Annotated in this window: 22 protein-coding genes and 2 tRNA genes; 18 read left to right on the top strand and 6 right to left on the bottom strand. The window is 60.8% G+C overall.

All coding sequences use genetic code 11. From position 1 onward, the window contains the following. Positions 1–24: 24 nt before the first annotated feature. The 3 genes from AC1PLS_RS13075 to AC1PLS_RS13065 form a co-directional block, all read right to left on the bottom strand. A complete protein-coding gene (locus AC1PLS_RS13075; RefSeq protein WP_047128937.1) occupies positions 25–1,071 on the bottom strand; it encodes a DUF2272 domain-containing protein in 1,047 nt (348 codons plus the stop codon). Positions 1,072–1,133: 62 nt separating this feature from the next. Beyond that, the gene (nadC, locus tag AC1PLS_RS13070) at positions 1,134–2,018 is read right to left on the bottom strand and encodes a carboxylating nicotinate-nucleotide diphosphorylase (RefSeq protein WP_166770820.1); all 885 of its coding nucleotides are present in this window, start codon (positions 2,016–2,018) and stop codon (positions 1,134–1,136) included. Next, a complete protein-coding gene (locus AC1PLS_RS13065; RefSeq protein WP_024937963.1) occupies positions 2,015–2,284 on the bottom strand; it encodes a Trm112 family protein in 270 nt (89 codons plus the stop codon). Before AC1PLS_RS13065 ends, nadC begins: the two co-directional genes overlap by 4 nt. A 58-nt stretch (positions 2,285–2,342) precedes the next feature. On the opposite strand from AC1PLS_RS13065, the gene purE reads away from it, so the two are divergent. Together purE and AC1PLS_RS13055 are read left to right on the top strand one after the other, a co-directional pair. Beyond that, positions 2,343–2,846, top strand: coding sequence for a 5-(carboxyamino)imidazole ribonucleotide mutase (purE, locus tag AC1PLS_RS13060; RefSeq protein WP_184378622.1), 504 nt, complete (start codon positions 2,343–2,345; stop codon positions 2,844–2,846). Next, positions 2,843–3,988 carry a 5-(carboxyamino)imidazole ribonucleotide synthase gene (locus AC1PLS_RS13055; RefSeq protein ID WP_184378620.1) on the top strand — a complete coding sequence of 382 codons (1,146 nt, stop codon included), beginning with the start codon at positions 2,843–2,845 and terminating at the stop codon, positions 3,986–3,988. The genes purE and AC1PLS_RS13055 overlap by 4 nt, the downstream gene beginning before the upstream one ends. Positions 3,989–4,124: 136 nt before the next feature. On the opposite strand, the gene AC1PLS_RS13050 is transcribed toward AC1PLS_RS13055, so the two are convergent. After that, positions 4,125–4,703 carry a superoxide dismutase gene (locus AC1PLS_RS13050; protein WP_184378618.1) on the bottom strand — a complete coding sequence of 193 codons (579 nt, stop codon included), beginning with the start codon at positions 4,701–4,703 and terminating at the stop codon, positions 4,125–4,127. 121 nt (positions 4,704–4,824) lie between these two features. Here AC1PLS_RS13050 and grxD point away from each other — a divergent pair, with 121 nt between their 5' ends. From grxD to AC1PLS_RS12990, 12 genes are all read left to right on the top strand, one after another. Beyond that, positions 4,825–5,145: a Grx4 family monothiol glutaredoxin gene (gene grxD / locus AC1PLS_RS13045; RefSeq protein WP_006450539.1), complete on the top strand. Its 321-nt coding sequence runs from the start codon at positions 4,825–4,827 to the stop codon at positions 5,143–5,145. Further along, positions 5,142–5,885 carry an SDR family NAD(P)-dependent oxidoreductase gene (locus AC1PLS_RS13040; RefSeq protein ID WP_166770823.1) on the top strand — a complete coding sequence of 248 codons (744 nt, stop codon included), beginning with the start codon at positions 5,142–5,144 and terminating at the stop codon, positions 5,883–5,885. The genes grxD and AC1PLS_RS13040 overlap by 4 nt, the downstream gene beginning before the upstream one ends. After that, positions 5,882–6,481, top strand: coding sequence for a YhgN family NAAT transporter (locus AC1PLS_RS13035; RefSeq protein ID WP_006450537.1), 600 nt, complete (start codon positions 5,882–5,884; stop codon positions 6,479–6,481). The genes AC1PLS_RS13040 and AC1PLS_RS13035 overlap by 4 nt, the downstream gene beginning before the upstream one ends. 458 nt (positions 6,482–6,939) lie before the next feature. After that, positions 6,940–10,146, top strand: a complete 3,207-nt coding sequence (locus AC1PLS_RS13030; protein ID WP_054592541.1) for a TonB-dependent receptor — start codon at positions 6,940–6,942, stop codon at positions 10,144–10,146. Positions 10,147–10,251: 105 nt separating this feature from the next. Continuing rightward, complete coding sequence (ppnN, locus tag AC1PLS_RS13025; RefSeq protein WP_024937957.1) at positions 10,252–11,637, top strand: nucleotide 5'-monophosphate nucleosidase PpnN; 1,386 nt, start codon at positions 10,252–10,254, stop codon at positions 11,635–11,637. A 125-nt stretch (positions 11,638–11,762) separates the two neighbouring features. Next, on the top strand, positions 11,763–12,281 hold the full coding sequence (locus tag AC1PLS_RS13020) for a GspH/FimT family pseudopilin (RefSeq protein ID WP_102256583.1): 519 nt from the start codon (positions 11,763–11,765) through the stop codon (positions 12,279–12,281). Next, on the top strand, positions 12,278–12,754 hold the full coding sequence (pilV, locus tag AC1PLS_RS13015; RefSeq protein WP_024937955.1) for a type IV pilus modification protein PilV: 477 nt from the start codon (positions 12,278–12,280) through the stop codon (positions 12,752–12,754). Before AC1PLS_RS13020 ends, pilV begins: the two co-directional genes overlap by 4 nt. 4 nt (positions 12,755–12,758) lie before the next feature. Further along, positions 12,759–13,919, top strand: coding sequence for a PilW family protein (locus tag AC1PLS_RS13010; RefSeq protein WP_481103765.1), 1,161 nt, complete (start codon positions 12,759–12,761; stop codon positions 13,917–13,919). 2 nt (positions 13,920–13,921) lie between these two features. After that, positions 13,922–14,446, top strand: coding sequence for a pilus assembly PilX family protein (locus AC1PLS_RS13005; RefSeq protein ID WP_184431574.1), 525 nt, complete (start codon positions 13,922–13,924; stop codon positions 14,444–14,446). A gap of 10 nt (positions 14,447–14,456) precedes the next feature. Beyond that, entirely contained in the window at positions 14,457–18,200 is a 3,744-nt protein-coding gene (locus AC1PLS_RS13000) for a pilus assembly protein (RefSeq protein ID WP_481103764.1), read from the top strand. An 83-nt stretch (positions 18,201–18,283) separates the two neighbouring features. Next, complete coding sequence (locus AC1PLS_RS12995; RefSeq protein ID WP_049818024.1) at positions 18,284–18,643, top strand: type IV pilin protein; 360 nt, start codon at positions 18,284–18,286, stop codon at positions 18,641–18,643. A 66-nt stretch (positions 18,644–18,709) separates the two neighbouring features. Further along, positions 18,710–18,786, top strand: a tRNA-Asn gene (locus AC1PLS_RS12990). Positions 18,787–18,837: 51 nt separating this feature from the next. On the opposite strand, the gene AC1PLS_RS12985 is transcribed toward AC1PLS_RS12990, so the two are convergent. Then, positions 18,838–19,380 (bottom strand): GspH/FimT family pseudopilin, encoded by a 543-nt coding sequence (locus AC1PLS_RS12985; protein ID WP_184431570.1) that lies wholly within the window; start codon positions 19,378–19,380, stop codon positions 18,838–18,840. Positions 19,381–19,520: 140 nt separating this feature from the next. Here AC1PLS_RS12985 and uvrB point away from each other — a divergent pair, with 140 nt between their 5' ends. Next, on the top strand, positions 19,521–21,542 hold the full coding sequence (gene uvrB, locus AC1PLS_RS12980) for an excinuclease ABC subunit UvrB (protein WP_065031749.1): 2,022 nt from the start codon (positions 19,521–19,523) through the stop codon (positions 21,540–21,542). Between the two features lie 104 nt (positions 21,543–21,646). Continuing rightward, positions 21,647–21,721: transfer RNA gene (locus AC1PLS_RS12975), tRNA-Val, on the top strand. Here the strand turns inward: AC1PLS_RS12975 and AC1PLS_RS12970 are convergent. After that, complete coding sequence (locus AC1PLS_RS12970; protein WP_184431568.1) at positions 21,692–21,943, bottom strand: hypothetical protein; 252 nt, start codon at positions 21,941–21,943, stop codon at positions 21,692–21,694. The two genes, AC1PLS_RS12975 and AC1PLS_RS12970, sit on opposite strands and share 30 nt — an antisense overlap. A 306-nt stretch (positions 21,944–22,249) precedes the next feature. Between AC1PLS_RS12970 and AC1PLS_RS12965 the strand changes: the two genes are divergently transcribed. Continuing rightward, the gene (locus AC1PLS_RS12965; RefSeq protein ID WP_024937949.1) at positions 22,250–22,492 is read left to right on the top strand and encodes a hypothetical protein; all 243 of its coding nucleotides are present in this window, start codon (positions 22,250–22,252) and stop codon (positions 22,490–22,492) included. 35 nt (positions 22,493–22,527) lie between these two features. Beyond that, positions 22,528–24,201 (top strand): type IV secretory system conjugative DNA transfer family protein, encoded by a 1,674-nt coding sequence (locus tag AC1PLS_RS12960; protein ID WP_102581440.1) that lies wholly within the window; start codon positions 22,528–22,530, stop codon positions 24,199–24,201. The last annotated feature ends 234 nt before the right edge of the window (positions 24,202–24,435 follow it).

Below are 24,435 nucleotides of genomic sequence, written 5' to 3'. Positions count from 1 at the left end.
TGGGAGCGGGGCTTTGAGCCTTGCTTACCCGGGCTGCTGTGTCGGCGCGGGCTGTGTTTCCGGACGCGGCGGCACCACGCGCGGGAAACCCGGTGGCATCGTGGTGGGTAAGGTGGTTGGCGAAGGCAGCGGTTCGACCGGTGGTGGCGCCGTCATCACCGCATCCGGGCGCAGCTTCAACAGGGCCGCCCAGTCGCGTCGATTGAAGTCGCAGAGTTCTTCGTGTGCCGGCGTGCACTCGCTGGCGATGCCCAGGCCGTCTTCGCTCTGGTCCTGGCTGCCGTCGGATTGCGGCGTCGGCAACACCACTCGGCCGGCGCGGTCCAGCGGCATCTTGCGCATCATCACCGTGTTGAACACATTGCCGCCGATCAGGTACAGGGTGCGATCGCCACCGACGTTGGCGGCGATCACCACGTCGCAATGCGATTGCCACGGCATCGGCGCGCTGCCGCCAAGCCCGGCCTTGAGGCCGGCGTAGCCGAGCGCAGCGCTGCGCCCGCGCAGCAGGCACAGCAGATCGCCGGGGGCTGGTTTTTCCACCGCCGGGTCGGTGAACTGGTACGGGCCGCTTGCGCCATCGTTGTAGGCGCTGCGGATGTAATCCAGATGGCGTGCAGAGCGGTGGAAACCGCTCAGGCCGGCCTGCGTCATCACCCAGGAGATGAAGGCGGCCGACCATGGGTTGTCGACCAGGAACGCGCGGCAATCGCTGGCGGTGTAGCGCGTGCCATCCAGTGCCGCGCAACTCGATGCGCCGGGGCGGCCGCCCATCGATGCCAGCGTGCCGCTGTCGCGCCAGTAGCCGGCCACGCGTTGCCAGGCGACCACGCCGTGGTCGGCCAGATAGCCCGATTCGGCCTCGGTCACGCCCAGGCTGGCCAGACGGCCCTTGGCATCGATAAACGGGTGCTGCCACAAGCGGTGCTCGTTGCAGGCACTGCGCACGATGGCGATCGCTGCAGGGCTGGTACCGAAGCGCGGGGGCACATCGCAGACTTCCGCGGCGGCCGCGGTGCCGCCCCATGCGGCCAACACCAGACAGAGCCACGGCCAAGGTTTTACAGTCATCGCAGATCCTGCACAGAACAATCGCAGCAGGCTGACAGAGCCGGCTGCGGGCACGCGTGAAATCAGCGCGGCGGTGGGCCGAGTTTGAGCGACAGATCGACCGCGTGCACGTGCTTGGTGAGCCCGCCGATGGAGATGCAATCCACCCCATCGGCTGCAATGGCGGCAATGCCGGCCAGATCCACGCTGCCGGAGACTTCCAGAGGGATGCGTTGTTCGCGCGGCAGGGCGGCAACGATGCGCACCGCGTCGCGACGCATCGCCGGGTCGAAATCGTCGATCAGGATGCGCGTGCAACCGACCTGCAAGGCCTCGTGCAGCTGCTCCAGCGTTTCCACCTCCACCACCAGCGGCAACTGCGGTTGCTGCGCACGAGCGGCATGCACGGCGGCGCCCAGCGAGCCGGCGGCGCGGATGTGGTTTTCCTTGAGCATCACCGTGTCGAACAGACCGATGCGGTGATTGTCGCCACCGCCACAGCGCACGGCATATTTCTGCGCGGCGCGCAGGCCGGGCAGCGTCTTGCGCGTGTCCAGGATGCGCGTGCCGGTGCCGGCCACGGCAGCCACGTATGCAGCGGTGGCGGTCGCGGTAGCCGACAGCGTCTGCATGAAATTGAGCGAGGTGCGCTCGGCGCTGACCAAGCTGCGGCTGCGGCCATGCAGCAGCGCCAGCACCGTGCCGGCGGCGACGTGCTGGCCTTCGTGCACCTGCCAGTCGATCCGCACCTGCGGATCGAGCGCGCGGTGCGTGGCGTCGAACCACGGCCGCCCGGCGATCACGGCGTCCTGCTTGCACAGCAGGTACGCGCTGTCTGGCTGATCGGGCAGCAGCGCCGCGGTCACATCGCCGCTGCCGATGTCCTCGGCCAGCGCGCGCGCCACATCGGCGTCCACCAGCGCGGCCGGTGGTGCCTCCGGCACGGTGGTGCGTACGGAAGGATTCACTTTTCGGGGAAGTCGGCGATCTGCGCAGTGCCGATGGCTTCTTCGGCCAGCAGCACCGGAATGCCGTCATCGACGCGGAAGATCTGCTTGCGGTCGCGCGTGATCAGCGCCTCGCGCAGTGGCTGTGTCTGCGCGGTACCGTCGGCACGCTGCAGGGTTCCGCCGGCGATGGCGGTGTTGAGTGCCTCCAGGCCCTTGCCGTCGAGCAGCGAGAGCGGCTGGCGGGTGTCGGGCGAGCACAGCAGGTCGAGCAGTTTGCGATCCATCGAAGTCTTGTCTTGCGTGGAAGATGGCTAGAATACGTCTTTACCGCAGGGCAGGGCCATGACCTCCAACCACTCCGCGCCGCTGGTCGGCATCGTGATGGGTTCCCGTTCCGATTGGGAAACCATGCAACACGCAGCTCAGAAGCTCGATGCGCTGGGCGTGCCTTACGAAGTCAAGGTGGTCTCGGCGCACCGCACACCGGACGTATTGTTCAGCTATGCCGAGCAGGCTGGCGAACGCGGTCTGCGCGCGATCATTGCCGGCGCCGGTGGCGCGGCGCATCTGCCGGGCATGCTGGCGGCCAAGACGGCGGTGCCGGTGCTCGGTGTGCCGGTACAGTCCAAGGCGCTCAACGGCATGGATTCGTTGCTGTCGATCGTGCAGATGCCGGCCGGGATTCCGGTGGCGACGTTTGCGATCGGCAATGCCGGTGCGGCCAATGCGGCCTTGTTCGCCGCCGCGATGCTGGCGCCGGAGCAGGCGCAGATCGGTCAGGCACTGGCGCAGTTCCGCGCCAGGCAGACCGACGATGTCATTGCCAGCGACGACCCGCGCCAATGACCACAGTCGGCATTCTGGGTGGCGGCCAGTTGGCCCGCATGCTGGTGTTGGCCGGTGCGCCGTTGGGCTTGCGGTTTGCGGTGTTCGACCCGGCTACCGATGCCTGCGCAGGGCAGGTGGCGCCGCTGCAGGCGGGCGCCTTTGACGACACCGCCGCGCTTGCCGCATTCGCCGCACAGGTGGATGTGATCACCTTCGATTTCGAAAACGTGCCGGCCGCCGGCGCGCAGCAGTTGGCTGCGCAGGTGCCGGTGTTTCCCAGCGCTGCCGCGTTGGCGGTGGCGCAGGACCGGCTCAGCGAAAAAACCCTGTTCCGCGAGCTCGGCATTCCGGTGCCCGAGTTCGCCGCCATCGACGACCGTGCAGGGCTCGACGCTGCATTGGCCCGTATCGGCACGCCGTGTGTGCTCAAGACACGTCGCTTCGGCTACGACGGCAAGGGCCAGTTCCGCATCAAGACGCTGGCCGATGCCGATGCCGCGTGGGACGCGCTCGGCGCGCAGGCGGCGAAGGTCGGACTGATCGTGGAGGCCTTCGTGCCGTTCGAGCGCGAGGTCAGCGTGGTGGCAGTGCGTGGGCGTGATGGCGAATTCCGCGCCTGGCCGCTGACCGAGAACTGGCATGTGGACGGCGTACTCTCGGCCAGTCTTGCGCCGGCGCGTGTGGATGCCGGCTTGCAGGCTGCGGCAGAGACGCATGCGCGTGCGGTCGCCGAGCGGCTGGACTACGTCGGCGTGTTCGCGCTGGAACTGTTCGTACGCGATGGCCAGTTGCTCGCCAACGAGATGGCGCCGCGCGTGCACAACTCCGGGCATTGGACCATCGAAGGTGCCGAGACCTCACAGTTCGAAAATCATGTGCGCGCCGTGCTCGGTCTGCCGCTCGGCAGTACCGCGATACGCGGGCATGCCTGCATGCTCAACTGGCTGGGCGCGATGCCGGACGCGACTGCATTTTTGGCGGTGCCCGGTGGGCATTGGCACGACTACGGCAAGCAATCGCGCGAGGGCCGCAAGGTCGGCCATGCCACACTGCGCGCCGAGACGCCACAGCTGCTTGCTCAGGCCCTGAGCGAAGCAGGCGCCGCGCTGCAGCGTGATGCGCAGGTGGAACCGGTGCTCGCGCGTTTGAGCGAAGGGTGATTCGCAGAGCCATCGGTGGCACTGCTGGCCTCGCCGATGCGCAGGTCCGTGGCGAAGATGCACGCAGTGCGCGACGCCGCCGGACGCTGTTGCAACAGGTCACCTGATCGTTGACCTGTTGCGACGGCGCAAGCGGCTAACCCAACCGGCTGGCCACGAACTCCCAGTTGATCAGCTTCCAGAACGCGTCCAGGTACTGCGCGCGGTCCTGCCGGTAATCCAGGTAATAGGCATGCTCCCAGAGGTCGCAGGCGAGCAGCGGGGTGTCCGGCCCGGTGAGCGGCGTGGACGCATTCGGCGTGGCGACGATCGCCAGTGCGCCATCCGGGCGCTGCACCAGCCACACCCAGCCCGAGCCGAAGCTGCCCAGGGCGACGCGGTTGAATTCCTGCTTGAAATGCACGAAGTCGCCGAACGATTTGGCGATGCGGTCGGCCAGCCGGCCCAGCGGCTCACCGCCGCCGCGCGGGCGCAGGCACTGCCAATAGAAATTGTGGTTCCACACCTGCGCAGCCAGATGGAACAGCGTGCCCTGCGCCTGCGCGATGATGTCTTCCAGCGTCAGCTCGGCGAACTCGCTGCCTTCGATGCGCGCATTGAGCCGATCGACCTCGCTGCGGTGACAGACGCCGTGGTGCGCCTCCAATGTGGCGGCAGACAGATGCGGCTCCAGGGCGGCGCGGGAGTAGGGCAGTGCAAGGTGTTCGATCGGCATGATGGCAAGGGCAGCGAAGGGAGTGCGGCGACAGGTCGCGCTGAAGGCTTACAATGCGCGCCTTTGCGGAAGTCTATCCGACCCGGCGGTCGGGCCTGCCGCTCCCAGTCAGGAGAGTCCAATGCCGGTGATGGAACGGATCCAGGCCGAAGTCGAACAACACCCGATCGTGCTGTTCATGAAAGGCACCCCGCAATTTCCGATGTGCGGTTTTTCCAGCCGCGCCGTGCAGGCCCTGGTGGCTGCCGGCGCCGATCAGTTGCGCACGGTCAACGTGCTGGAAGAGCCCGAAGTGCGCGCCAATCTGCCGCGCTATTCCAACTGGCCGACCTTCCCGCAGCTGTTCATCCACGGCGAGCTGATCGGCGGTTGCGACATCACGCTGGAACTGTTCGAAGCCGGCGAGCTCAAGCGCATCGTCAGCGAGGCCTACCAGCCGTGAGTCTGGCGCAGGCCCGGCCCGACGCGGCGGCACTTGCCGGCCGCGTGGTGCTGATCACCGGTGCAGCCGGCGGGCTGGGGAGCGCGGCGGCGCAGGCGTGCGCATCCGCCGGTGCGACCGTGGTGTTGCTCGGCCGCAAGCTGCGCCCGCTGGAGCGCATCTACGACGCGGTCGCCACGCTGGGTCCGGAGCCGTTGCTGTATCCGCTGGATCTGGCCGGCGCCACGCCGGACGACTACGCCACGCTCGCGCAGCGGCTGCAGTCCGAGCTCGGTGGCCTGCACGGCCTGCTGCACTGCGCCGCCGATTTCGCCGGCTTGACCCCGGCCGAACTCGCGGCGCCTGCCGACTTCGCACGCAACCTCCATATCAACCTCACCGCGCGCGCCTGGTTGACCCAGGCCTGCCTGCCGCTGTTGCGGCAGCAAGGCGATGCGGCGGTGGTCTTCGTCGTCGATGACCCGGCACGTGTTGGCCAGGCGTACTGGGGTGCCTATGGCGCTGCCCAGCATGCACAGCGTGGCCTGCTCGCCAGCCTGCATCACGAAACCGTCGCCGGCCCGGTCCGCATCAGCGGATTGCAGCCCGGCCCGATGCGCACCGCCTTGCGCGCGCGCGCCTTCACCCATCAGGAAGACAGCGAAGCGCTGGACCCCACGCGCTATGCCGCCGCCTGCGTCACCCTGTTGTCAACGGCCGGTGGCGCGCACCGCGGCGCGATCTGGAGTCCTTCCGCATGACCATTCTGTCGGCGGCACTGCTGCTGTTCCTGATCCTCGACCCGCTGGGCAACATTCCGGTGTTTCTCAGTGTGCTCAAGCCGCTGCCGCCCAAGCGCCAGCGCTTCGTGCTCGCGCGTGAGTTGCTGATCGCCCTATTCGTGCTGATGGCGTTCCTGTGGGGCGGCAAGTACGCGCTGGAGCTGATGCATCTGCGCCAGGAGTCGGTGGCGATCGCCGGCGGCATCGTACTGTTCCTGATCGGCATCCGCATGATCTTCCCGCGCCCGGAAGGCCTCATGGGCGAGATCCCCGACGGCGAGCCCTTCATCGTGCCGCTGGCGATCCCGCTGGTGGCCGGCCCGTCCGGCATGGCCGCAGTGATGCTGATGGGCAGCAACGAACCCACCCGGTTATGGGATTGGAGCCTGGCGCTGATGATCGCCTGGATCGGTGCATCCACCATCCTGGCCTCGGCACCGCTGTTGTACAAACTGCTCGGTCATCGCGCACTGACCGCGATCGAGCGCCTGATGGGCATGTTGCTGGTGGCCATTTCGGTGCAGATGTTTCTGGACGGCCTTGGCACTTATTTCAAGCTGCCGGTGTCGATCTGAGTCCAGTTGGCGATGGGCGGGCAGGGTGCGTGGCATGGGGACGGCTTGTTGGATGCCTGGCGGGCTTTGAAGCCGCGTCGCCGACCCGTGGCATGAGCGGCTGGCGGTGTCTGGCGACCACAGCGCGGGATGGCGGCCGATAGCCAGCGCTGCGTTTTCAGGCCAAACGTTGCCGGTTTGCGACAGGCCAGCTCGATAGCGCGACGCCAGTCGCAAATGCCGCGCGACTTTGCGCAAGCTGGCGTTTAGGCCTTCACATGCGAAGTTCATGTTGCACCGCGCGAACTTTGTCACGCCGCCGTCACAATCAGGCCTTAGCGTGTTAATCTGTTGTTAACCGTTGCGGCAGCAACCAGCCGCGCGGCAAGGGACCCCAGATCATCGGCAGCCCACCCCCGGGAACGGTTGGGCTGACTGCGCCTTTTTGTCACTGCCCAACCTGTATCGAGGCTACCGAAATGACCCACCCCCGCTGTCTCCGCATGTCCAAGCTGACGCTTGGCCTTGTTGCCGCACTCGCCGCCGCCCCCGTGTTCGCCCAGAGCACCTCTGCCGGCGTCGCTGGCCTGGTGACCAGCAGCGCCGGTCAACCGGTGCCGAATGCCGAAGTGACGATCACCCACGTCGAATCGGGCACGGTCAGCCGCGCCACCACCGATGCCAGCGGACGCTACAACGCGCGCGGCCTGCGTGTGGGTGGGCCGTACACGATCACCATTACCAAGTCGGGTGAAGGCACCAAGACCGAAGAAGGCGTGTACCTGAACCTCAATCAGGTCAATAGCGTCGATGCCTCCCTTGGCGGCGACGTCACCACGCTCGGCGCGGTGCAGGCCATCGGTGGCGACTACGGCTCGGCGCTGTTCAGCGCCAACAAGATGGGCACCGGCACCAACGTGACCCGCGAGCAGATCGAATCGCTGCCGTCGATCAACCGCAACCTGCAGGACTACGTGCGCCTGGATCCGCGTGTCGCGCAGACCGACAAGGCGCGTAACGAGATTTCCGTGGGCGGCCAGAATCCGCGCTTCAACCTGATCCGCGTCGACGGCATCAGCACCAACGACGCGTTCGGCCTCGAATCCAATGGCTTGCCGACCCCGCGTCAGCCGTTCTCGATGGATGTCATCGACGAAATCTCCGTCGACGTCGCCAATTACGACGTGACCATTACCGGTGCCACTGGCGGTGTGATCAATGCGGTCACCAAGTCCGGTACCAATGAATTTCATGGTTCGGTCTACGGCACCTACCGCGAGAACGATTGGTCGGGCAAGAACCAGAACGATATCCGCCCGCAGCTGTTCGATAACGAAGCCACCTACGGTCTGACCCTCGGCGGCCCGATCGTCAAGGACAAACTGTTCTTCTTTGCCAATTACGAAAAGTACAAGGGTAAGGGCGTTTTCACCGGAGCCTCCGGTTACGGTCCGACCGGCTCGGGTGCGAGCAACATCGTTCCGATCTCACAAGCGCAGGTCGATGAGATCATCGACATCTCGCGCAACGTCTATGGCTTCGATCCGGGAACTCTCGCGCTGCCGGCCCTGGATTCGGATTCGGAAGAAAAGGGCTTCAAGCTCGACTGGAACATCTCCGACAAGCATCGCGCTTCGTTCCGCTATGGCGAAAGCGAACAGAGCACCGCCAACCTTAACGGCTTTGGCAACCAGGCGCTGTCGCTGAACTCGTATCACTACGTTCGCGACTTCAGCCTCAAGACCTATACGGCCCAGTTGTTCAGCGACTGGACCGATACCTTCTCGACTGAAGCCAAGGTGTCCTACCGCGATTATTCGGCGGTGCGTACGGCTGCTTCGCAGCTGCCGGCCGTGGCAGTGCGCGTCGGCAACAACACCGTCAACCTGGGGACCGAGCAGAGCACCCAAGCGAACGAACTGCGCACAGAAACCTGGAACGCCTTCTTCGCCGGCACGCTGTTCTTGAATGACCACACCGTCAAGTTCGGCTTCGACTACGAAGACAACGATCTGTTCAACCTGTTTGGGCAGCGCGTCTTCGGATCCTACACGTTCAATTCGATTTCGGATTACCGCAACAATATTGCCCAGAACTATCGTTACTCGCGTTCCAACAGCGGCAATATCGACGATATCGCTGCCGACTGGGGCATGCGGAACGTGGGCGTATTCGTGCAGGATACCTGGGCAGTCAATAACAATCTGACGCTGACCTTCGGTCTGCGTTACGACGAGCCGATGGTGAAAAACAGCCCTGCCTACAACGCGGCAGCGTCTACGGTGTTTGGCTTCCGTAACGACCAGACGATCGACGGCAATGGTCTGTTTGAGCCGCGGTTCGGTTTCAACTACACCTTTGATAGTGATCGCCCGACGCAGCTGCGTGGCGGTGTAGGCCTTTTCCAGGGTGCCGCTGCAACGGTATGGCTTTCGAATCCGTACTCCAACACCGGTCTGGCGTACACGGATTACAACTTCTCCAGCCCGGCACTGGTGCGTGATAACGGTATCCGTTTCACCCCGGACATCAATAATCAGCCGACCGGCACGACGGTTGCGGGTAGTACCCAGTCGGTCGATTTCGTTGATGGCAAGTTGGGCCAGCCTTCGGTATGGAAGGCGAACCTCGCGTTCGATACCGAGCTTCCGTGGTATGGCATCGTTGCATCTGCCGAGGCCGTGGTGACTCAGGTCAACGAGGCCATCTACTATCAGCAGCTGAATCTGGGTGCGGCGAGTGCAATCGGACAGGATGGCCGCAACATCTACTGGAATGCCAACGGGCTTCGGCCCAGCAGCTGGAACATCAATGGCCAGCAGCCCAGCGGCGTCTCGGTGGATGCACGCGGTAATCGTGACCGCCGGTACAACGATGCGCTGATCGCACGTCCGACCGACAAGGGTGGTAGCGAGAGTTTCACCTTCGGTCTGAACAAGCCCTTCAACGGCGGCGATTGGTCGTGGGGCCTGTACTACACATACACCGATGCCGATGAAGTCAGTGGTCTGACCAGTTCGACTTCGGGCTCGCAGCTCGGTAACAATGCGGTGTTCCAGGCCAATGAAAACGTTGCCTCGACTGCGGCCTACGAGGTCAAGAACAGCATTCTCGGCACCTTGAACTGGAAGCATGCGTTCTTCGGCGATTACGAAACCAAGCTCGGCCTGATTTACCAGGGTCGCAATGGTCGTCCGTACAGCTACACGTTCGATAACGATGCCAATGGCGATGGTCGCTTGAACGATTTGCTGTATATCCCGGCCGGTCGCGGCGATGTGCTGTTCGGCAGCGCGGCAGAAGAGCAGGCATTCTGGAGCTACATCGAAGGCAACGAGTATCTGGCTGCCCGGCGTGGTCAGGTTGCCGAGCGTAATGGCGCGCGCAACTCCTGGATCAATCAGTTCGATCTGCATATCGAGCAGGAGATTCCTGGCTTCTTCAAGGACAACAAGGCATCCGTGTGGCTCGACGTCATGAACGTCGGCAACCTGCTCAACAAGAAGTGGGGCCGCGTCGAAGAATATGGCTTCCCGGGCATGCGCGGTGTTGTGGAGTACGGTGGTATCGATGCAGCCAGTGGCAAGTACGTGTATCGCTTCAATACGCCGGATCAGTCCACTGTGTATGACGATCGCGGCATCTCCCGCTGGGCACTGCAGCTGGGCTTCCGCTACCAGTTCTAAAGTTGGCTAGTGGCTCGAAGCTTGCAGAAACGGCCGGGTTCTCCCGGCCGTTTTCTTTTGTGCGGGTGAGTACGCTAAAGTTCTGAGATACGACAGGAGCAAGCTATGGAACTCAGCAGTACGGCAGCACGGGCGCTGCCGGTGGTGGATGCGCGGATCTACCCGCGCGGTGGCCTGGACGTGTTGTCCAAGGCGGAAGTTGCGCGTCTGCGTGATGCCTCCAGCGGTGGCATGCATGAGCTGTTGCGCCGCTGCGCGCTGGCCGTGCTCACCAGCGGCAGCGCGTCGGACGACCCGCGCGCAGCGCGCGACCTGTATCCGGATTTCGATATCCAGGTGAACCAGCAGGACCGCGGCATCCGCATCGATCTAAGCAACGCACCGGCGATGGCCTTTGTCGATGGCGAGATCATCCGGGGTGTTGCCGAACTGCTGTTCGCCGTGGTGCGCGACCTGGCCTACATGGCAATCGAGCTGGAAGCCCAGCGCGGGGATCTGGACACCAGCGAAGGCATCACCAACGCGGTGTTCGGGCAGCTGCGCAATGCGCGCATCCTGCAGCCGTCGGACCCGAACCTGGTCGTGTGCTGGGGTGGCCATTCCATTTCGCGCGACGAATATCTCTACACCAAACAGGTGGGCTACGAGCTGGGCCTGCGTGGTCTGGACATCTGCACCGGCTGCGGACCGGGCGCCATGAAGGGCCCGATGAAGGGCGCCACCATCGCGCACGCCAAGCAGCGCAAGCATCACACGCGCTACATCGGTGTGACCGAGCCGGGCATCATCGCCGCCGAGTCGCCGAATCCGATCGTCAACCACCTGGTGATCATGCCGGACATCGAGAAGCGCCTGGAAGCCTTCGTCCGCATCGGCCACGGCATCCTGGTGTTTCCGGGCGGCGTCGGCACGGCAGAGGAAATCCTCTACCTGCTCGGCATCCTGCTGCGCGAAGAGAACGCCGACCTGCCGTTCCCGCTGATCCTGACCGGCCCGACCATCGCCGCGCCGTATTTCGAGCAGATCGACCGCTTCATCCGGCTCACCCTGGGCGAAGCTGTCGCTTCCCGCTACGAGATCATCGTTGGCGACCCGGTTGCCGTGGCGCGTCGCATGGCCGAAGGCATCCACGAGGTGCGCGCGCACCGCAAGGAACAGAAGGATTCGTACTACTTCAACTGGTCGGTACACATCCCACTCGAGTACCAGCAGCCGTTCGAACCCAGCCACGAGGCCATGGCCGCCCTCGACCTGCACCACGGCCGCCCAGCGCCCGCGCTGGCCGCCGACCTGCGGCGTGCCTTCTCCGGCATCGTCGCCGGCAACGTCAAGGAAGACGGCATGCGCCGCATCGAGGAGTTCGGCCCCTTCGAAATCCACGGCGACCCGGACATCATGCAGGCCCTGGATGAACTGTTGCGCGGCTTCGTCGAGCAGCGCCGGATGAAGATTTCGGGGGACTACCGGCCTTGCTATCGGGTGGTGACTTAGTCGCCTAGACGGTGCGACACGGGCTCGATAACGCTTGTCGGTCCAGTCGGTCCGCCTGTCGGTCCAGCGCTTGTGCCATGGCGTATCAGGGCTCATGCTCTCCAGCAATAACGCTGGGGAGCGTCCTGATGTCCGTCCGTACGCGCGGATTCACGTTGATCGAACTCATGGTGACCGTCGCGGTGCTAGCTATCACCGCAGCGATCGCATACCCGAGTTTCCAAGGCGTCGTGCGCTCAAATCGGGTGGCTGCGTCAAATAACGAAATGATGGCATTGCTCACGCTGTCCAGAAGCGAAGCCATCCGGAACGGCCAAGGCAGCGGCATCTGTGGCAGTGCGAACGGGACAGCCTGCAATGGGAGCTGGAGTGCAGGGGTGATGGCCTGGAGCGACGCAAATGGAAACGGGAGTTATGACTCAGGTGAAACCGTGCTCCGTTATTCGTTGGGAAATCCAAGGCTGGTCGTCCAGGGGCCAACGACGGGGACGGTCATTGCGTTTGATGCGCGGGGGCGCCGCCGTGCTGCTGCCGATCAACAGGTTACATTGCAACCTGATCAATGCGGCGGGCAACCGTTGAAACGCTCATTAACAATCAATGCGTCCGGGCAAATTCGAAGCAAAAAAGAGGCCTGCACATGAGCCAGAATCATCTCTCTAGGCGTTCTGCGGCGGGCTTCACCCTGATCGAAGTGCTGATTGCCATTCTCATACTCGCATTTGGGTTGCTAGGGTTTGCACTGCTGCAGACCATGAATGTGCGGTTTGTCCAAAGCGCCAATTACCGGACGCAAGCGACCAACCTGGCCTACGACCTAATTGATCAGATGCGATCCAATCGTTATCAGGTTGGTCAATATACTGCCGCCACATTCGCTGCCGGGGCCGTGACGGCGACTGGTGCCTGCGTATATCCAACAGGTCAGACCGTATCGGTAAGCCAGAATATAACAAGATGGCAATGTCAGGTTGCCAAGGCGCTTGGAGATAAGGCTGCTGCTACAGTTACCTATGTCAACGGCGTCGCCACTGTGGCAATAAGCTGGGGCGATCAGCGCTGGGACAAGGAAAACCCCGAGACAGTGACGAGTTTTGCGTTGCGAACGGAGATCTAAGGGAATGAACTTGCGTTCGCGAATGTCCGGCCTTTCATTGATCGAACTGATGATCGCGTTAGTGATCGGGTTGGTTCTTTTATTAGGCGTAATCCAAATATTTTCAGCGTCGCGCACGGCCGCCCAACTATCTGAAGGTGCTTCGCGAGCACAAGAGAATGGACGTTTTGCGCTTGATTATCTGGCTCGAGACATTCGAATGGCGGGCCACTTCGGGTGCGTCAACGATCAAGCGCAATTCGTTAAGGGGGAGGGGGATCCCAGGGTCAATCTTTCTGCGGCAACCGGAAGTGGAAGTCCTCTGGATTTCTCTGTATCGATTCAAGGCTATGAAGCGCCAGGAACAGCTCCGAGTGACCAAATAACGATCGGTGGCAGTGCGAATTCGATAGTAGGTTTGCCGGCATCCATTCAGAATTTGAGCCCCGCGCCGAGACCAGGCAGCGACATCATCGTATTGCGTTATCTTTCTGCCGAAGGCGTGCCTGCGACAGGTATCGCATCAGCTGGTTCCAACAGCACCTTGACTATGGATGCGACACGTTGGGCACGCCTGACCGACGATGGCGTAGCGGCTCCCACCCTGTTTGGAATAGCGGACTGCGCACATGCGGATGTATTTGCTGGCACCACGACTGCAGGATCCGTAACGGCCAGTGGCGTCAATCTTTCAGGGCGATATGTGGTGCAGCCCACTGGTCAGACAATGGTGTACCGCGCCGAGTCCCTGGTGTATTACGTTGCCAATAGTCCCGATACCGGCGAACCTGCGCTAAGGCGTGCTCGCGCGGGTAGCAATGGCATTTATGTCAGCGAGGAATTGGTTGAAGGAATAGAAAGTTTGCAATTTCTATATGGATTGGATACGACGCCGTCGATTGCAACCCAGACGCCGCCTGTTGGTAATATCACCGAGCAACGTGTGGCGAGTGGAGTGGCCACGGGAGCCGATGCGGCGGCCGCCAACCAGTGGCGTCGCGTTGGGCAAGTGCAGGTCGGTATCCTCGCCCGTAGTCCGACCGCAGCGGCTGCAAGTACTCAAGTCGAGGCCAGTCGGTTGGGCGTGCTGGGTGTCACGGTCATTCCGCCGCCGACCAACGATGGACGCTATCGCGCTAGTTATGAGTTATCCATCGCCCTCCGCAATCGCCTTTTCGGTAACTGAAAATGCAGACCAGACATCTCACTCGAGATCGAGCGCGTAATTACCCCGCGGCAACTCAGCGCGGTGCGGTCTTGTATGTGGCGTTGATCATACTGGTGTTGCTTGCGTTGATTGGCATTGCAGGCATTCAGGTCTCTGGAATGCAAGAAAAAATGGCGGCCAATTATAGGGCGGTGAATCGTGCTTTCGAGGAGGCTGAAGGTGTGGTCAGAAACGCTGAAAACTCCGTCGAAAATATTTCCAATCGAACGACGGCGCCGACTGGTACCACGAGTTCAGTTGCTTCTGGAGACATCAATCGAGTCTGTGACGATGGTTTTGACCCTATGCAGTGGGCGCAGGCGCAGACCTCGGCTCGCGCGGTCAATGTTCGCCAGATAGATCAATGCATTCAGGGGGAAGCAAACATCGGAATGGGGCAGCCTGTCGATCCTGCATCTCCTGTTTTTCAGATTACCGGCGTTGCCGCTGACGATCAGAATAACGCGAGTTCCGAGGCGGCGGTAGATACTATCTTCAAGCTTTGAAGAGAAGCACATGACCTTGCATAAAAAGAAAGTAATTTTTGCTTCTGCCGCAGCCGCGGTTGGCCTGGCGTGCGTCGTCTACGCGCTAATCGCTGCGCAAGGTCAAGGCGTCCTTGCTCAGGCGCCAATGAATAATCAGGTGCAGACGCCGCCTGCGTTCATCATGGCTGTCGACGATTCCGGGTCCATGACCTTTCAAACCCAGTTTCCGGGGCAGGATGGCCAGGGCTGCTGGAGTACTGCGCAATATACGTTTTTCTCAAGTCCCGGAGTACTTAATACGGAAGATACGAGAAGCGTTGGATGTGGTTACAACCACGTGCTTCCTGGCGTCCGTATCGATGAAAACCGATTGGGTGTTCCTCCCTTGGATAGTCTTGGTTTCGCGCGTTCGGCTGCCTACAATCCAACGTATTATGATCCGACAGTCAAATACGAGCCGTGGATTAATAACGATGGCACTCCCTTTCCTCAGGCTGACCCGCTGAATACCCGTATTAATCCGCTGCAATCCGCGACCGTCGCGTTGGCATCGAATTACATGGGTGAGGATTTCAGTAGTAGCTTTCGAATTCAGAACAGGATGGTGCTGCCCCGAGGTACAAGTTACAGGCAGCGCTTTAGAGATAATAACAATAATCTCTATTTCGGGGCTGAGACAACGACGACAACTGATGTCACTTGGAATGGTGGCTCGCAGACACTGCTCATAAGGTTTTGGCCTGCAACCTTTTTCGTTCCTTATACGAGTAATAATGATGCTCGGCCAGTCCTTCCTGGCACTGCGTCAGCATATGACGCAGTGCCGCGAGAGCGTGTACGAGATGTGTGCGGAACGGGCTGCGACATGTGGAAATACACGATTGGCACAACCAATACCGCTGCCTTGCAAAACTTTGCGAATTGGTTTTCTTTCTATGGTAATCGCAACAGGGCGATTATTGCGGGCATGACTAGGTCGCTGGCTGACGTCAACAATATGCGGGTGGGATTCTTTCGCATTAATCAGCACACTAGCTATGATGCCATTACGGACAGGCTGCCAATGCGAAATATGGCAACGGCAAGTGAAAAGGCGGCGCTTTACAATTCGATCCTCGCGTTGCCTGCGAGCGGGGGCACGCCAAATCGCCAAGCGGTAAACGCCGCAGGGGTTCAATTTCAGCGCACAGACAGTGCTGCTCCCGTCCAATTGGCTTGCCAGAAAAATGCCGTAATGCTCTTTACGGATGGCTACAGTAATCAGGATGGGCCGCAGGTCAGTAACGCGCAGGGCGACGGCGGAATGGGAGTTCCATTCGCTGACGGTTACGACAATACGATGGGGGATATTGCTGCAAAGTACTATAATAACGTTAACGGCGGATCGCCCATTCGGCCGGACCTGGCTTCCGGGCTTGTGCCTGTGCCAAGCTCCTGCAGCACTGCAAACGCTAATGTAAGGTTGGATTGCCAGAAGAATCTGCACGTAAATTTTTACGGTATTACGCTGGGTGCGCGAGGGAATTTGTTCAATCCCGATGTGGTGCAGGATGCTTACACCACTCCGGCGATTTACCAAAATTGGCCGCCGCGTGAAAATGATGAAAGAAGCACCGTTGATGACATCTGGCACGCGGCAACCAATACTCGCGGTCAATACATAAACGCGAAGACTCCGGCGGAAATTACAGCTGCGATGCGGAGAGTTCTTTCTTCAGTGACATCCGGTTCGTCTCCCTCGGGGACGCTTGCGCAGAGCGGTGCGCGTATCGGTGCTGGCTCGTTCTCGGTAGTGCCGAACTACGAAATTGCCAATGAGGGCACCGATTGGTTTGGCCGTCTTACCGGCTATACCGTTTCTATCAATCCAGCGACTCGGGTCGCAGTGACCACGGCAGCTTGGGAGGCAAGTTCAAGAATGCCGTCTGCCGCGGCACGCAATGTTTTGGTCAGCAAGGCAGGATCAGTTAGCGCCTTCAATGCGACTAATGTTTCTCTTGCGGATCTTTGTAACAAATCGACGTCGCTGTACCCGGGGATGTCGCTATGCACTGAGTCGGACTTTTCCGCACTGGGTGCAACCGCAGCTACCGCTACCGCGTACCTGCGTGGGGATGCGTCTGGTGAAGTCCGCAGTGGTGGTCGCTTACGTGATCGAACCACTGTGCTTGGCGATATCGTCAATTCGACGCCTGTCATCAGTTCTCCATTGGATGACTATGGCTATCGTGGTTTGGCGGGGACACCTGGAAGTACTTATGGCGCTTACTTGGATTCCAAGAAGGCCAACAGAAATTATATGGTCTATGTTGGTGCCAACGATGGCATGTTGCATGGCTTCGATGGCGGCATGAATGCAAATGGAGTAATGAATTCAAATGGCGGTGTAGAGCGATTCGCTTATATTCCGTCAACTGCGCTCGGTCACATGGGTAATTTGCTGCTTCCTTACGATCCAACAGATCAAAGTGACCAAGACTTTGACCATCGCTACTATGTAGATGGGCCGCTGACCGTATCGGATGCTTATTATGGTGGATCCTGGAAGACAGCTCTTGTAGGGACCGCAGGTGCAGGCGGACGCAGCATTTTTGCAATGGACGTCACGACGCCCACAAGTATTTCGGCGGGCAATCGTCTTTGGGAAATCAGCGATCTTGATAGCACGTTGCCTGCGTCCGTCCGTAACAACATAGGCTATGTGCTTGGTAAGCCGGTTATCGTTCCAGTTGCTAACGCATCCGGCGCTGTGACATGGAAAGCGATTTTTGGCAATGGCTATAACAGCGCCAGTGGAAAAGCCGTTCTCTTTGTCGTTGATATCAAGGCAGGCGCACCCACGATTACAATGATCGAAGCCGCAGAAAGTGGAGGAGGTGTCGCCGGAAGCAACGGTCTTGGCAACATCGTTGTTGTTGATCGCTGGGGCGGTGCCAGCCAAGCTGATCGGGTCCGTGATGGATATGCGGACACTGTTTACGCAGCCGATCAAAAAGGAGCCATTTGGAAGTTTGATCTTCGTAGCACGGTGACATCTGTTTCCGTCCCGCTCTTTACAAGTCGTACTTCAACCGAGAACGGCGCTACCTATCGTCAGCCGATTACCGGCGGACTCGCTGCTACTGCTGGCGATAACGGCGGTGTCATGCTTTTCTTCGGAACTGGAAGCTTCTCATTTGTAAATGATCCATTCGATACTGCTATCCAGTCGTTGTATGGGATCAATGACGTCTCCGCTGGAGCAATCACGAGTGCGTTGACGCGCACCAACCTGCAAGCCAATACAATCTCCAGTTCTGGTGGTACGCGGAGTCTGGTGTTGGGAGCAAGCCCGGCAGGTGGGCGGGGCTGGTATGTCGATCTGCCAGCCGGCGAGCGCATGGTGGGAAATCCAAGCGTCGCATCGGGTATTGTTTTTATTCCGACCTATGTCCCCAATCCAAACAGCGTGGGATGTGCTGCCCAGGGTAGCAATTGGCTATTTGGGTTGAATACTAGGACCGGTGCGGCCGCACTGGATGTGGCGCGCCGTAATTCGCCTACAGGTGCTTCGTTTGCTTCGGGAACTGCCGCGACTTCGTTGACAACGCAGGGAACTACTCCAGTGAAGGACGTCGGCATATCAGCGATTCCGCGGTTGACTCCAGCAGAGTCTGGCGGAGCGCCACCGCCTGGGGGGAGCTCCTGCTGGATGGTGATAAGCGTTGCCGGTGCCGACCCGATGTATGTTCCCTATCCATGCGGACGTCAGTCCTGGAGGCAGGTGCAATGAGATCTTCTTGGGCCAGACAAACCGGTGCCCGTGGTAGGGGTGCGTCACTGTTGATTTCCCACGGTTTCACCCTGATCGAGCTGATGATTGTCGTCGCGGTTGTGGCGATTCTGGCTGCGATTGCCTACCCGAACTACTCGGAGTACGTGCGTAAGTCTCGCCGTGCGCAGGTCAAGGCAGATCTTGTCGAGTATGCGCAGCTGGCCGAGCGGTATCACACTGTGCAGAATACGTACGTGGGCTTCACGCTACCCAAGGCTTTCTCGCCTCGGGAGGGCGGGACAGTCGCCTACAACCTGCCGTCTCCACAGGTGACTCAGTCCACCTTTGTGATTACTGCGACCCCGACCAATGTCCAGTCAGCCGACAAGTGCGGAACCCTGAGTATTGACCAGGCTAGTCGCAAGACCAACTCAAAGGGTGCCTTGTCGGACTGCTGGTGAGGCCGTGAGTTCGGGGACGTTGATGACTGTTGCAATGCCCCAAAATCTTGCTACAATGCCGACCCCGCCCGAATAGCTCAGCCGGTTAGAGCACTTGACTGTTAATCAGGGGGTCGTTGGTTCGAGTCCAACTTCGGGCGCCAAGATGTTGAAGAGGCCGCGATTAGTCGCGGCCTCTTTGTTTTTGCTGTAGCTCACCGTGCAGGGCAGGAGGTTGGTTGCCTGTAGCGGACAGAGCGCGTCCGCCCTGAGTTGTTGACGATGACGTCTGCCAGGCGCTGCGCACGGGTGCAGAGGCTGATCGTGATGTTGGTGCCGCTGTTGCGGCCGTTCGGAAGAAATCGGACAAGCGATCGGCCAATCGTTCCAGTGATGCTGATGCCCTCGCTCGCAGCATACTGCTCGACCCGCAGGATCGAGCCCGCGTCCGCAGGCTGCCCACTGCGCGCTGGATCCTTGAAAAGAATCCACCCCTGGCCCCAGTCACTGTCAGGTCGGCAACTGGCACCGTCGACGGATGGACAGACGCTAACTGGCAGGCGATGGGTGATGGCCAGGCTCCTCGCCATCGCCAAGTGTGCGGTGAGCAAGTGAACCCGTGCCTGTGCGCGCTGCCACTCGACCTGACCTTTGAAGCTGGGCAGGCCGATGGCCGCCATGATCCCGACGATCGCCATCACGATCACTAGCTGTAGCGCCGTGTACCCTTTTGCATACGAACGAGTCACTGCTTTCACCGTCCTGCTCCTCGGCTCGAAGCAAGCAGTCTCTACGGCGTCCAAGGCTCAGGTAAGGTCGGCTCCCACGTGATGAGGTGTCAGACTTTCACCGAAAGTGGCCTCCGCCATTTGTGCAGTCCTCCCCCGAGATCCGCTTCATGACCGACCGTTTCCAGCTCGTATCCCCGTACTCCCCAGCCGGCGATCAGCCTGCTGCCATCGAGAAGCTGGTGGCCAGCTTCGAGGCCGGTCTGGCCAAGCAGACCTTGCTGGGCGTGACCGGCTCCGGCAAGACCTACACCATTGCCAACGTGATCCAGCAGGTGCAGAAGCCGACCCTGGTGATGGCGCCGAACAAGACGCTGGCGGCGCAGCTATACGGTGAGTTCAAGTCGTTCTTTCCGCACAACGCGGTGGAGTACTTCGTCAGCTACTACGACTACTACCAGCCCGAGGCCTACGTGCCCTCGTCGGACACCTTCATCGAGAAGGACAGTTCGATCAATGAACACATCGAGCAGATGCGTCTGTCGGCGACCAAGACCCTGCTGTCGCGTCGCGACTCACTGGTGGTGGCCACGGTGTCGGCGATCTACGGCCTGGGCGCGCCGGAGGACTATCTGTCGCTGCGCTTGATCCTGTCGGTGGGCGAGCACATCGATCAACGTCAGTTGATCCGCCATCTCACCGATCTGCAGTACACCCGCAACGAATTCGAGCTGACCCGCGGCGCGTTCCGCGTGCGCGGCGAAGTGCTGGACGTGTTCCCGGCCGAATCCGACACCGAGGCATTGCGGATCGAGTTGTTCGATGGCGACATCGAGCGGCTGACGCTGTTCGATCCGTTGACCGGCGAAACGCTGCGCAAGCTGCAGCGCTACACCGTGTACCCCAAGACGCATTACGCGACCACGCGCGAGCGCACGTTGAGCGCGGTGGACACGATCAAGGACGAATTGAAGGAAAGGTTGGAGCAACTGTATTCGCAGAATAAGCTGGTAGAAGCGCAGCGCCTGGCGCAGCGCACCCAGTTCGATTTGGAAATGATGGCCGAGGTCGGCTTCTGCAACGGTATCGAAAACTACTCGCGGCATCTCACCGGCAAGGCGCCCGGCGAGCCGCCGCCGACGCTGTTCGACTACTTGCCGCCGGACGCGCTGCTGGTCATCGACGAGTCGCACGTGACCATTCCGCAGATCGGCGCGATGTACAAGGGCGACCGCTCGCGCAAGGAAACGCTGGTGGAGTTTGGTTTTCGGCTGCCATCGGCACTGGACAACCGGCCACTGCGTTTCGAGGAATGGGAGGCACGTTCGCCGCGTAGCATTTATGTGTCGGCCACGCCGGGTCCCTACGAGTTGCGCGAGTCTGCGGGGGAAATCACCGAGTTGGTGGTGCGGCCAACTGGCCTGATCGATCCGGTGGTCGAGATTCGTCCTGTCGGAACGCAGGTGGACGACCTGATGTCCGAAATCCAGGAGCGCATCAAGCTTGGCGACCGCGTGTTGGTGACGACGCTGACCAAGCGCATGTCCGAGAACCTCACCGAGTACCTCGGCGAGCACGGTATCCGGGTGCGCTATCTGCATTCGGATATCGACACGGTGGAGCGCGTGGAGATCATCCGCGACCTGCGCTTGGGCAAGTTCGACGTGCTGGTCGGCATCAATCTGTTACGCGAAGGTCTGGATATGCCGGAAGTGTCGCTGGTGGCGATCCTGGATGCGGACAAGGAGGGCTTCCTGCGTTCGACCGGCTCGCTGATTCAGACCATCGGCCGCGCAGCGCGCAACCTGCGCGGCAAGGCCATTCTGTACGCCGACAAGATCACGCGTTCGATGCAGGCAGCGATCGACGAGACCGACCGTCGCCGCGAGAAGCAGGTCGAGTACAACTTGGAGCATGGCATCACGCCCAAGTCGGTGGCGCGTCCGATCTCCGACATCATGGAAGGTGCGCGCGAGGATGCCGCCGAGAAGAAGGCCGGCAAGGGGCGCTCGAAGTCGCGTCAGGTGGCGGAGGAAATGCCGGATTACCGCGCGATGGGGCCTGCCCAGATCGCCGGCAAGCTCAAGAGCCTGGAGCAGCAGATGTACCAGCACGCCAAGGACCTGGAGTTCGAGGCAGCGGCGCAGATCCGCGACCAGATCCAGAAACTGAAAGCTGCCAGCCTGGCGTAGGGCAGGGCGACAGCATGAAAGTTAGAGCGCAGGGAGGGCTTGTGGTGATCCAAACCCTGCGCTAGAATGCGCGCCCTGCACAGCGCAATGCTGACGCAGGAAACGGGCGGTTAGCTCAGCGGTAGAGCACTACCTTGACATGGTAGGGGTCACAGGTTCGAACCCTGTACCGCCCACCACTCCAGGTCCAGACGGCACGGCGACTTGAGTGGCTTCAACATCGGCAGCGACTGCTGCCGCGGATCCGAAAGTAACTTGCGCAGCAGCTCTTGCAGCTTCCGCGTGTCCTGTATTTGGTCTTCGAAGATCGCTTTCACTTCCTTCTGTGCATTGACCAGGCGTGTTGGACGAATTTCGTGCAGCAGTCGGGCATTGCTGGCGGCGGAGCGGTTGGCTAGCAAGCTGGGCACTCTTTCGCCCCTGCGGACGAGGCCCTGGCGTCAGGCCAAGCTTCCGCTCAGCGTGCCATTTCGTCTCAGCGCTGGTCACCCTTTCCCCGAAGCGGCGAGCAGGTTTTTTAGTGACAGGCGCGTGTGTTGCCAAGAAAGCACATCAAGTGCTGACGGAATTCCGCCGGCGCTGACCCATCCCGATCCGCGCCTGGCGTCGAATGCGCGCGCGGTTGTGTCGGCTTCACCGAAACCGCTTTCTCCATCACACGTCTTGCTTTAGCATCGCCTCCGCGCTGACGAAAAGGAAGGCTGGCGATGGACGAGTATCAGCACACCGTGCTGACCAGGGGCGGGTACCGTGTCGTGGCAATCACCCGGGAAGACACCTATGCGCCCGACGCTGTGGTGGCCTATGCCGTGGTGACGGATGCCGGAACCCGGATCACGCCGGATCTTTCCCTGGATCAAGCCAGAGTCTGGATTGACTCGCTCGTCGAGAGCGAGAGTGGCGGACGCAAGTCGGATCTGCTCGATCACAGACCCGTCGTTCGTCGCTGAGTGCCGCCGAGAAGTAAGCCAAGGAGTAGGGCCGCGTGTCCAAAGCCAAACTAATTGCAATCGCCACCGTGGTGACATTGCTTGTTGGATATTTCCTGTCCGGATATCTGACGCTTCTGTTGTTGCGGCTCGATACCGCGCTGTACGCGTGGGATACCTACTACCGCTACGTCAAGGCGTTGGGCTTGCCGGAAGTGGCGCCTTACGCAACCAAGATCAAGATGTCCGGCATTCTCGGCTTTGGTCTGCCCGGGATCATCTGGGCCATCACGGTCGTGCTCCTGCTCAAGCCAAAGGCGCGGGCGCTGCATGGCGACGCGCGCTTTGCCGGAGCGGCAGACCTTTCCAAGCACGGTTTGTTCAAGCCGAGCGGCAACGGCATTGTGGTGGGCAAGTTCAACGGCAAGCTTGTACGGCTGAGCGGGCAACAGTTCGTGATCCTCGCCGCGCCAACGCGCTCCGGCAAGGGCGTCGGCGTGGTCATTCCCAACCTGCTGGAGTACCAGGAATCGGTAGTGGTCCTGGACATCAAGCAGGAGAACTTCGACCTCACCAGCGGCTGGCGCGCCAGTCAGGGGCATGAGGTGTTCCTCTTCAATCCCTTCGCCGAAGACCGGCGCACCCATCGCTGGAATCCGCTGACTTACGTGTCCAGCGACCCCGCCTTCCGTGTGTCGGATCTGATGAGCATCGCCGCGATGCTGTATCCCGACGGCTCGGATGACCAGAAGTTCTGGGTCAGTCAGGCACGTAACGCGTTCATGGCGTTCGCCTTGTATCTGTTCGAAAACCAGGACGAAGAGTTGTCGCTCGGCTTCCCGGGCGGGGCAGGGGCTCCCACGCTTGGCGGCATCTATCGACTCTCGTCCGGGGATGGCACAGACCTCAAGAAATACCTCAAGTCACTGTCCGAGCGCAGATTCCTCAGCAGCAATGCGCGCTCGGCGTTTGCCAACATGCTGTCACAGGCCGATGAGACCTTTGCGTCCATCATGGGCACCCTGAAGGAGCCGCTCAACGCGTGGATCAACCCGGTCCTGGATGCGGCAACAAGCGCGGACGACTTCCTGCTCACCGACCTGCGCAAGAAGAAGATGACGATCTACATCGGCATCCAGCCCAACAAGCTGGCCGAAAGCCGGCTCATCATCAATTTGCTCTTCAGTCAGATCATCAACCTCAATACCCGCGAGCTCCCGAAATCCAACCCGGAACTCAAGTATCAATGCTTGCTGTTGATGGACGAATTCACCTCGATCGGCAAAGTGGACATCATTGCCACCGCGGTAGCCTACATGGCGGGTTACAACCTTCGCCTGCTGCCGATCATTCAGAGCATGGCGCAGCTGGACGCCACCTATGGCAAGGATCTGTCGCGCACCATCATCACCAACCATGCGCTGCAGATCCTCTACGCGCCGCGCGAGCAGCAGGATGCGAACGACTACTCCGAGATGTTGGGCTACACCACCATCAAGAAGAAGAACGTCACCCGCGGCAGGGAAACCACCCGGAGTATTTCCGAGGAGCGGCGTGCGCTCATGTTGCCGCAGGAGCTGAAGGCGATGGGCAACGAGAAGGAGGTCTTCCTGTACGAAGGCATCCCGCATCCGGTGAAATGCGACAAGATCCGCTACTACGAAGACCGCTATTTCACTGCACGCCTGCTGCCCAAGACAGACGTGAAAACGCTTTCCATCAGGTTGTGATGGTCGTCGCACAACGGCTGCGAAGGGGCGCCGGTAATTCTTGACTCATGTGTTCGTTAAGGGCAAAGTTACCCAGAATTTGCGCGGTGTTGATTTTTTGTTAAGAGGGGCGGCGCCGGACGGGGTCGTACAGGAGTAAGGCTATGGATGGTTCTTCGGCGTATTCATTTTTATCGATTGCGTGGCGTGGTGCTGACCGGCCTATGTGTGCTGGGTCGGCCAGGCATGTCCGCT

Source organism: Xanthomonas sp. NCPPB 3218 (genome assembly GCF_056725185.1).
The sequence above is the reverse complement of the archived record's forward strand: the minus strand, read 5'-3'. Positions and strand labels throughout refer to the sequence as shown.